General features: G+C 62.8%; 8 protein-coding genes. 7 read left to right on the plus strand and 1 reads right to left on the minus strand.

Annotation, left to right across the window (positions count from 1 at the left end; all coding sequences use genetic code 11):
• Positions 1 to 42: 42 nt before the first annotated feature.
• The 7 genes from G0D83_RS28090 (at position 43) to G0D83_RS32595 (ending at position 7181) form a co-directional block, all read left to right on the plus strand.
• The gene (locus G0D83_RS28090) at positions 43 to 3861 is read left to right on the plus strand and encodes a hypothetical protein (RefSeq protein WP_164197795.1); all 3819 of its coding nucleotides are present in this window, start codon (positions 43 to 45) and stop codon (positions 3859 to 3861) included.
• Between the two features lie 4 nt (positions 3862 to 3865).
• The gene (locus G0D83_RS28095) at positions 3866 to 4468 is read left to right on the plus strand and encodes a DUF4376 domain-containing protein (RefSeq protein WP_164197796.1); all 603 of its coding nucleotides are present in this window, start codon (positions 3866 to 3868) and stop codon (positions 4466 to 4468) included.
• A 79-nt stretch (positions 4469 to 4547) separates the two neighbouring features.
• The gene (locus G0D83_RS28100; protein ID WP_164197797.1) at positions 4548 to 5162 is read left to right on the plus strand and encodes a hypothetical protein; all 615 of its coding nucleotides are present in this window, start codon (positions 4548 to 4550) and stop codon (positions 5160 to 5162) included.
• A 182-nt stretch (positions 5163 to 5344) separates the two neighbouring features.
• Positions 5345 to 6148 (plus strand): N-acetylmuramoyl-L-alanine amidase, encoded by an 804-nt coding sequence (locus tag G0D83_RS28105; RefSeq protein ID WP_164197798.1) that lies wholly within the window; start codon positions 5345 to 5347, stop codon positions 6146 to 6148.
• Complete coding sequence (locus G0D83_RS28110) at positions 6145 to 6435, plus strand: DUF6527 family protein (RefSeq protein ID WP_164197799.1); 291 nt, start codon at positions 6145 to 6147, stop codon at positions 6433 to 6435. Before G0D83_RS28105 ends, G0D83_RS28110 begins: the two co-directional genes overlap by 4 nt.
• An 81-nt stretch (positions 6436 to 6516) precedes the next feature.
• Positions 6517 to 6885 (plus strand): hypothetical protein, encoded by a 369-nt coding sequence (locus G0D83_RS28115; RefSeq protein WP_235958211.1) that lies wholly within the window; start codon positions 6517 to 6519, stop codon positions 6883 to 6885.
• A gap of 161 nt (positions 6886 to 7046) precedes the next feature.
• A complete protein-coding gene (locus G0D83_RS32595; RefSeq protein WP_255455877.1) occupies positions 7047 to 7181 on the plus strand; it encodes a hypothetical protein in 135 nt (44 codons plus the stop codon).
• Positions 7182 to 7283: 102 nt separating this feature from the next.
• Here the strand turns inward: G0D83_RS32595 and G0D83_RS28120 are convergent, their stop codons facing one another.
• The gene (locus G0D83_RS28120; protein ID WP_164197800.1) at positions 7284 to 7703 is read right to left on the minus strand and encodes a hypothetical protein; all 420 of its coding nucleotides are present in this window, start codon (positions 7701 to 7703) and stop codon (positions 7284 to 7286) included.
• Between the last annotated feature and the right edge of the window lie 174 nt (positions 7704 to 7877).

Raw genomic sequence — 7877 nt, forward strand, 5'->3', positions numbered from 1 at the left:
TTTGTGACAGGCGCGTCCGATCAGCGAAGCTGGACGAGCTGGATGGACGTGACGACCGACGACGTGCGGCTTGTCAGGGACGATCTTGATACAGCGCTCACAGACCAGCTCGACGATGCGTCGACCGTCGCCAACCAGGCGCTGCAGGATGCGGAAGACGCGCACCAGGCGGCAGACGCGGTGTCGGATGAGCTGGACGCGGCGGTGGCGAGCCTCACCGTCGATTACGACGCCACGCAGCAGGCTGCGCAGGACGCTCAGACGGCGCGTGATGCGGCAGTGCTTGCCAAGGACAGCGCAGCGGCCTCCAAGGCGGCTGCGGCCCTCTCTGAGACCAACGCGGGCAGCGCGGCGGATGCCGCGTCATCGTCTGCCAGCGCGGCTGAAACAAGCGCCACCGAAGCTGGACAGCAAGCGAGCGCCGCCACGGCTGCCAAGAATGCTGCCGCCACCTCCGAGAGCAACGCCTCCACGTTCGCGCAGAGCGCTGCGGCCGCAAAGCAGGACGCCGAAGGGGCAGCAGCGGCGGCTGCGTCTTCCGAGGAACTGGTGGCCAGCACCGCCGGGCTTTACGTGCACCCGACTGACTTCGAGCTTGACGGCAAGTTCTGGTCGGACGCCATTACCGGTGACCCCAAGACAAAGCCGGATAAGGCCGACGCGTTCCGCGATACGCCGGAAGGCCGGGTGATCTACCGGAGCCTCCCGCTGGCGAGCAACTCGCATCTGGTGCCGAAGTTCTATTTGCGCAACGCGCCGGGTAAGACGTTCCGCATGACGCTTCGGGCGCGATATGTGGGGACTTTGGGAGATCAGGGTCATGCGCCTATGCGCTTGCAGTTCCGCCGCATCAACGGCGACTTTAGCAGCACCACAGCAACTTGGACGCAAAACTGCATCTTCGCGGCGGCGAACACGGTCGAGACGTTTGAATACGAGATCACCGATCAGAACGGCCTGACCCCGTGGATGCTCGGCTTCGCCTATTGGAACTCGCTCTATACCGGCACGGGCGACGTCGAGGTGCTGAGCTTCGAGATCGAGGACGTGACCGCGCAGAAAGAGGCGCAAGACGCCGCCGCTGCCGCAGCCCTTAGCGAAAGCAATGCGGCGGCCTCCGAGAGCGGGGCGTCGCAGGCTGCAAGTGCCGCGAATACCAGCGCCACCAATGCCAACACCAGCGCGGGGCAAGCCTCGACCTACGCGGGGCAGGCGGCGACGGCCAAGGCGGACGCCGAAGGCGCGGCCAACAGCGCGTCCGAGTTCAGCCGACTTGCGTCAATCACACAGCGGGCGGCGAGCACGCGCAATCTGGTGGTGCAGTCGGATGTGAATGACGTGCCGGTGGGGACGAAGCCTGAGTTTTGGAGCAGTCACGCGACTGTGGTAGACGGGCGCCCCGGTGGCGTGCCTGTAACTGACCGAAGCGTCGACCTTCTCGATGGTGTAACCGCTGCGCCTTGGTATGTGGGCAACCCGGTCGGCCGGAAATACCGCTTCAAGGCCACGGTTCGGACGATCGACACCGGGGCCGTCTCGCGGTTTACGCTTCGGGGGGAAGACCAAGCGGGCAACCCTCTTCAGACGGTGGGCTCGGTCAATTTCCCCGCCGGGCAAGCGTGGGCCGTGTTCGAGGACGTTATCGAGGTCACGCAAACCAGCTACGTGAAGTTCGCCCCCGGCTTTGATTTGACCGATGGCGGCACGATCCGGGTCTATGACTTCCAGTGCCACGACGTGACCGAGGAAGAGAATGCCTCGGAGGCCGCGATGGCGGCCAATACGAGCGCGGAGAACGCCAGCACCAGCAAGGACCAGGCCGGCAGCTTCGCAGGGGCCGCGTCTTCCTCTGCGCAGACCGCTACCACGCAAGCAGGTTTCGCTTCAAACTTTGCGGGCCAAGCGGCTATCAGTAAAGAAGCTGCCGACGACGCGGCCGTTGCATCGGCGACCTACGCGCAGACCGCCTCTCGCATCGCAGGGCAGGGGGTGGGCTGCTTTGAAGATGCCTACTTCGAGACCTACGGCGAAGCAGGGTCGATGTGGCTCGATTTCAACGGCGGTCCCGACTCCCAGCCCCCTGCGGCCAACCAGATTTTCCCGGTCGGGAAGTCGCTCAGCTTCAATTACACCGACCTCACCGTATCGAACGGGGTGCGGATGCAGAGCTCTGACGGCTGGAAGGGGCCTCAGAACGAAGCGGCTTATGTGGTGGAGGTGATCTTCACCTACGTTGGCGGCGCCGGAATTGGCGGCGCCGGCGTCCTGCTCGACTGGAACCACAGCAGCGGCGAAAGTCGTGCCTCGGTGAAGCTGGAAGACATGATTGCCGGTGGATTGAAGGCAGGCGTGCCGACCTTCGCCTCGGCGATCCTCAAACGCCCGACCTCGTTCCCCGGCAACTTCACCACGCATGATGCCTGGCTCATGGCCAACTATGATGGCAACGGTTTGGGGCCGATCCAGCGCAAGCACATCCGGTTCCACTACTTCCAAATCCGGGCGGCCACGCCGCAGGACCTGCAGAACCTCGACACGGCCGCCACCGTGGCGCAGAACACGCAGACCCTCGCAACGCTTGACGGCAAGGTGCGGGCGAGCACTGGCATAACGGCTGCGGTCACCAGTGCTGGCAACACCGAAGTCGCTGAACTGCGACTGACTAGCTATGATGACCCGGATGGTTCGAGCGGTTCGGCTGTTGTTCTTAAGGGTGATGACGTCATCGCCGATGGCACGCTCACCACGCGAAAGCTGGCGGTTGGCTTCGCAGGCAATCAGCTGACCAACACTGCTTTCTGGGCGGGCTTGAACGATTGGAGCCGCGGCGCGGCAGGAGGTATCGGCGCACAAAGCAGTTTCTTGGTCCGGCCCCCGGGGGATTCCTTCGCGGGCCTTCGCTACCCCACCTTGTACATATACCAAGATGGCACGGCGACCGATGGCTATGCTGATTTTGTCTCGACCCCTTCCTACACAGCCGATGGTGGCAATGGTCTAGGTGCCCCATGCAGGGCGAACCAGAAATGGGAAGCGTCTGTTTATGTGGCGACGCACAGGTGCGTCGGGCAGCTGCGTATCCAGTGGGTTGATACCGGCGGCAATACGATCGGCTACGCCGGCCCAGCCACTATCCCCACCAATTTCGGGTCTACCGACAACCCTGACGAATGGCAGCGTATTGGGGTTCGCGGGACCGCCCCCACCGGGGCAGCCTATGCGCGCATCCACATCCGCAAACTCGGAACTCAGTCGAGCACAAGCAGCTACCTCTTCTTCCACAAGCCGATGCTTTGCGAGTGCCCGGTCAACGCCACCGAGCTCACCCCCTATAGCCCCGGCGGCTCGACCTTCATCGACGGCGATATCATCCGCACCGGGTCAGTTTATGGCGACCGGATGGTTGCAAGGTCCATGGAAGCGGACGTCCTCAAGGTTGGGGCTCTTACCGCTGAAGAGATCATAGCTGACGGCATCACCCGGCAGGGCGTGGCTGGCTCGGGCACCGTCACCAATAACAGCAGCACTTGGACGACGGTGGCCAGTTTCACCATTCCGAGCATGCCGAAGGCTTCTTACCTGCAGGGTACAATAGGTTTTGGCATGACGAAGACTCCCGCCGACATGAAAGCTGATCACGGCTTTTCATGGGAACTTAGGGTGTTGGTAAATGGTAGCGTTCGTGTCGGTCTCACCGCTTATAGTGCGCCCTTCACTAACAGTAACGAGAAATATCATTCGCGACCCTTCACCATGCAAAACGTGCCTGCAGGGGACGTCACGGTTCAATTCCAGATGCGGAATATGAGCGGTCAGGGCGTCACTGAATCCAATGTCTCTGCTATCGTAGCAATGAGGTGATGATATGACAGAAGAATACTTGGAGCCAGTACGGGCCATTTACGTTCAAGTGGACACTCAAGGCCGACCTGCCAAGTGGTCGTCTTCCCCGATGGGGGAAGACGATATAATCGTGTCGGCTTTGGACGATCCTCGGCAGCATTACTACAATGGCGAGGAATGGCTTCCGCTTCCGGCGGGAGAGGGTCCAGGCAAGCGGCTCGATCCCGTGACCGGGGAATGGGCGCTCGACGCTTCCAGCGACGAGTTTCTCGCGGCGATCAATGCCGAACGGGATCGGCGCATCAACGGCGGCTTTATCTTCGGCGGGGTGGTCTATCAGACGCGCCCGGAGGATCGCGAGAACATGGCTGGCGCGGCGACCAGTGCGCTCGCGGCGATCACCGATGGGGCCCAGCCGGGTGACCTTCGCTGGCACGGCGGGAGCAGCGATTTCGCGTGGATCGCGCAGGACAACACGCTGGTGCCAATGGATGCGCAGACGATGCTCGCCTTTGGGCAGGCGGCCATGGCCCACAAGCAGGCGCACATCTTCGCGGCCCGCGCGCTGAAGGACATGCCGGAAGCGCCGAGCGACATCACCGACGACGCTCTCTGGCCGTCCTAAGCGAGACCGGGCTCGGCCAAGCTCTGATTTTCGGCCGGGCTGGCACCACAGCAGCCTTCGAGAACTGCAAGGACTTCCCATGATCTTGAAAGACTTCCTGCCGCGCGTCCGCACGGGCGCGGGGCTTGTGCGCGACTTCCTTTACCTCGTCGGTGTGGTCACCCCGATGATGCTGGTCTTCCTTTACGGCCTCTATGCCTACAATCGCGAGTGGATCGTGGGCACGGTAAAGGCCGAGCTGGGCATAGACGGCCTAGCAACGGAAGGGGCAGTGACGCGCCTTGCCGAAACCGTCGAGGGGCTGGCCGAAGATGTGCGGCGTGCGACGGGTGAGGATCGGGTCATTCGGCAGCCGCAGGGGCTCTCCTATGTGGAAGAGCCGGTCTCGATCGGCGAGAACGTGGTGCTCTGGCTCACGGTGGCGCGCACTCGGCTTGGGAAAGACTGCCGTCTGACCGACTGGACGCCGCTCTTCACCGATAGCCGCAATGTGCCATTGGCTGGGACTCGCCCGCACCCGGGGAGCGTGCGGCGCCAGATCGGCGATGACTTCGAAAAGCTGCGGGTCGAGATGGTCCCGCCGCCCGGCCTCGAGCCGGGGCGCATCGAGCTCTACCTCGTGCTCGACTACGACTGCGGTGGCAAGCGTGTGCCGGATCGCACCGACGTGGTGACCTACCAGCTGGTGGGGTGAGCGCGGCGTTCGGCCTCGTTTGGCCCGAAAATACCGCTAAGGGTTGAAATTCCGAGGCCTGAACCCTCCCGAGATTTGGGGATGAGGGAGAGGGTCCGCGCCGCGCTCGGAGCTTAACTTATCGCTGAATTCAGCATTGTCACGCCCCGCCGTCGCGCGGGGCTTTTTCATGGGAAATCGCAATGAGACAGGAAATCCGCGCCCTCCAGGCGGGGGCAAATGCGCTCGGCTTCTTGGCCGGGCCTGAAGACGGCCTCTGGGGACCGCGCACCGAGGCAGGAATGCTAGCGCTGCTGGCGGCGCACGAGGGCCGCTGGGGTGATCCGGTCGAGACGATGCATCAGGCGATCGTCGACCTCGGCTATCTCTCGGCGGGACCGGTCAGCCGCGTCTGGACGCCCGAGCTTGACCGCGGGCTGCGCGCTCTGGTCGAGGGAGAGGGCCGGCCGCGGGCGGGTGCGATCGTCGAGGATGTCACGGTGTCGCCCGGCTGGGGTGGCTGGGTCTCGCACGAGAAGCAGGTTCTGCAAGGAAGCGCTGGCTACCTGGTCAGCCTCTTCGTGCTGCACACCACGGCCACCTCGGAGACCTGGTGGAAGGGCAAGTCCAACCGGCAGATGTTCGAGGAGGTCCGCAGCTGGCACCTCGCCAACGGCTGGCGCGACATCGGCTATCACGGGCTGATTTTCCCGGATGGTGAGGTGATCGAAGGTCGCGCGTGGACCGAGATCGGCGCGCATGTCATCGGCCACAACGCCGGCTCGCTCGGCTACTCAATGGTCCCGGTGAAGACCGTGACGCACATGGGCGCGGCTGAGGATTTCTACACCGCCGAGACGCTCGCCGCGATGCGAGGCGTGATCGCCAAGGCCTGCAGCTCCACGCAAATCCGCCGGATTGCCGGGCACAACGAATTCGCGAACAAGCTCTGCCCGGGCTTCAAGGTCGAGGATGCGGCGTGGGCACCGCTGGGGTGGGCCGCATGACCCGCGCCGTACACTACCGCGACCGCAACGCCTTCCTGCAAGACCAGGTGCCGGGGTCATTTTGGATCAGCGGTCCGGAAGAGAAGGGCGAGCAAAGCTTCATCTTCTTCTGTCCATGCGGTTGCGGCGACAAGTCAGTGCTGAAGATCGGCAACGGCTTCAAGCCGAAGCACGGCCCGAGCTGGTGCTGGAATGGCTCGACCGCTGCGGCCGAGCTCGCGCCGTCGGTCAATTGGCAGGGCCACTGGCACGGCTGGCTTCAGGCGGGCGTCTGGCGGTCGTGCTGATGCCCATTCTCCCTCTCACCGACTGGCGTCTCGCGCTGGTTCTCACCGCGGCGCTCTGCCGCCTTCCGAAAGGTTGCCAAGATGGACTTCCTCAAAGCTCTCCTTTCCAGCCCGGAGCTGGTGCAAGCGATCGCCGGGCTGCTCGGCATCGCACTCATGCTGATCATCAACCGCGGCGCGGCGGCCTTCGAGGCCTTCACCGGCATCAGGATTGAGGCGGCCGCGCGTGAGGCGCTTCATTCGGCCATCAAGTCGGGCGTCGAGGCCGCGCTCCTCGAGGGTCCGGACGCCGGATTCGAGGTGATCAAGGCGCATGCAATTTACCACGCGCAGCAGTCGGTGCCGGATGCGATCGCGCGGTTGGTGCCGGGAGATGGCGTGCTGGATCGCCTCGCGCTGCGCTACTATCGCGAGGCGATGGATCGGGTCGGGGTGCAGATCCCGGCCTGATCATCATCACAATCAAGAGCCCGGCCATCGCGCCGGGCATTTCGTTTCTTGATCCCGGTTTGTTCTCATTCTATCTGCGTCCCATGTGGACACGGAAGAGAACGGTTATCGCTGGTCGGGTGGTCGAGGATGACTGGATCGTCCGGAAGGACGCGCGGTCCGTGGGTCGGGTCTATGCGACCGGCATCTGGGACGAGAGTCTGAGTTGGATGTGGTTCGTCCAGGTGCCGCCTGTGGCGCAGGGCTATGCCTCGAGCCTCGAGGCGGCGCTGGAAGAGGTGCGTCGCCGCGTCTGAAGCCGGAGCTCGGGTCCGGTTTGGGTCCGGATTGGCGTTTTCAAAGGCTCTGAAATCGGTCTAAAACGCGCTCAAAGCGGGAACAAAAGCCTGACATTTCCACTACCGGAGCCCTCCGAAGGCAGAGGCCATAGGTTCGAATCCTATCGGGTGCGCCATTTCACAATTCGCTGTTGAAATATTCCCTAACACCTTGAAGGGAAAAGAAATTTTTGGGGTTCGAACACCCTGATTTCGGCAATAGCCGAGAGGCTCGACAAAAGCCAGTCTGAGCACCATTCTCTGCCCCTCAAAATCAGAATTATTCCAAATTTTCCAAGGGCTTGCCAGGAACTGCATGGCGAGTTCGAACGACTCCTCAAAGGTATACTTAGGCTTGCCAGCCGACGCCATTTGCTCTTTGATCAGAACTCTTTCCTCCTCGAGCTTTTTGATCTTCCGCTCGAAGGCCGACATAACGCTTGCGCTCGTCGCTTCGACGGTGCGTTCGACAAGCGTGTCGATCTGCTTTTCGATTTGCACCGCTTGCTTCCGCAGCTCTTTGCCAACGCTCTGGGCTTGCGCCAGGCTGAACCGCCCCGGGTTTGCCGGAGGCTGATTGTCGTTAGTTACGCGGCCTTGTCTTCAGTTTCCAGAGCTGCGTAGAAGTTGGCTTCTGCCTCGGCTGGCGGGATGTTTCCGATGGGCTCGAGAAGT

Origin of the sequence: Salipiger sp. PrR003 (assembly GCF_010500785.1) — a bacterium.
Lineage (GTDB): Bacteria > Pseudomonadota > Alphaproteobacteria > Rhodobacterales > Rhodobacteraceae > Salipiger > Salipiger pacificus_A.

Excerpts from the sequence above, each read along its gene's own strand:
- G0D83_RS28090 (WP_164197795.1), top strand. The coding sequence starts at position 43 with ATGGACGTGACGACCGACGACGTGCGGCTTGTCAGGGACGATCTTGAT.
- G0D83_RS28115 (WP_235958211.1), top strand. The coding sequence starts at position 6,517 with ATGGACTTCCTCAAAGCTCTCCTTTCCAGCCCGGAGCTGGTGCAAGCG.
- G0D83_RS28100 (WP_164197797.1), top strand. The coding sequence starts at position 4,548 with ATGATCTTGAAAGACTTCCTGCCGCGCGTCCGCACGGGCGCGGGGCTT.
- G0D83_RS28110 (WP_164197799.1), top strand. The coding sequence starts at position 6,145 with ATGACCCGCGCCGTACACTACCGCGACCGCAACGCCTTCCTGCAAGAC.
- G0D83_RS28095 (WP_164197796.1), top strand. The coding sequence starts at position 3,866 with ATGACAGAAGAATACTTGGAGCCAGTACGGGCCATTTACGTTCAAGTG.
- G0D83_RS28105 (WP_164197798.1), top strand. The coding sequence starts at position 5,345 with ATGAGACAGGAAATCCGCGCCCTCCAGGCGGGGGCAAATGCGCTCGGC.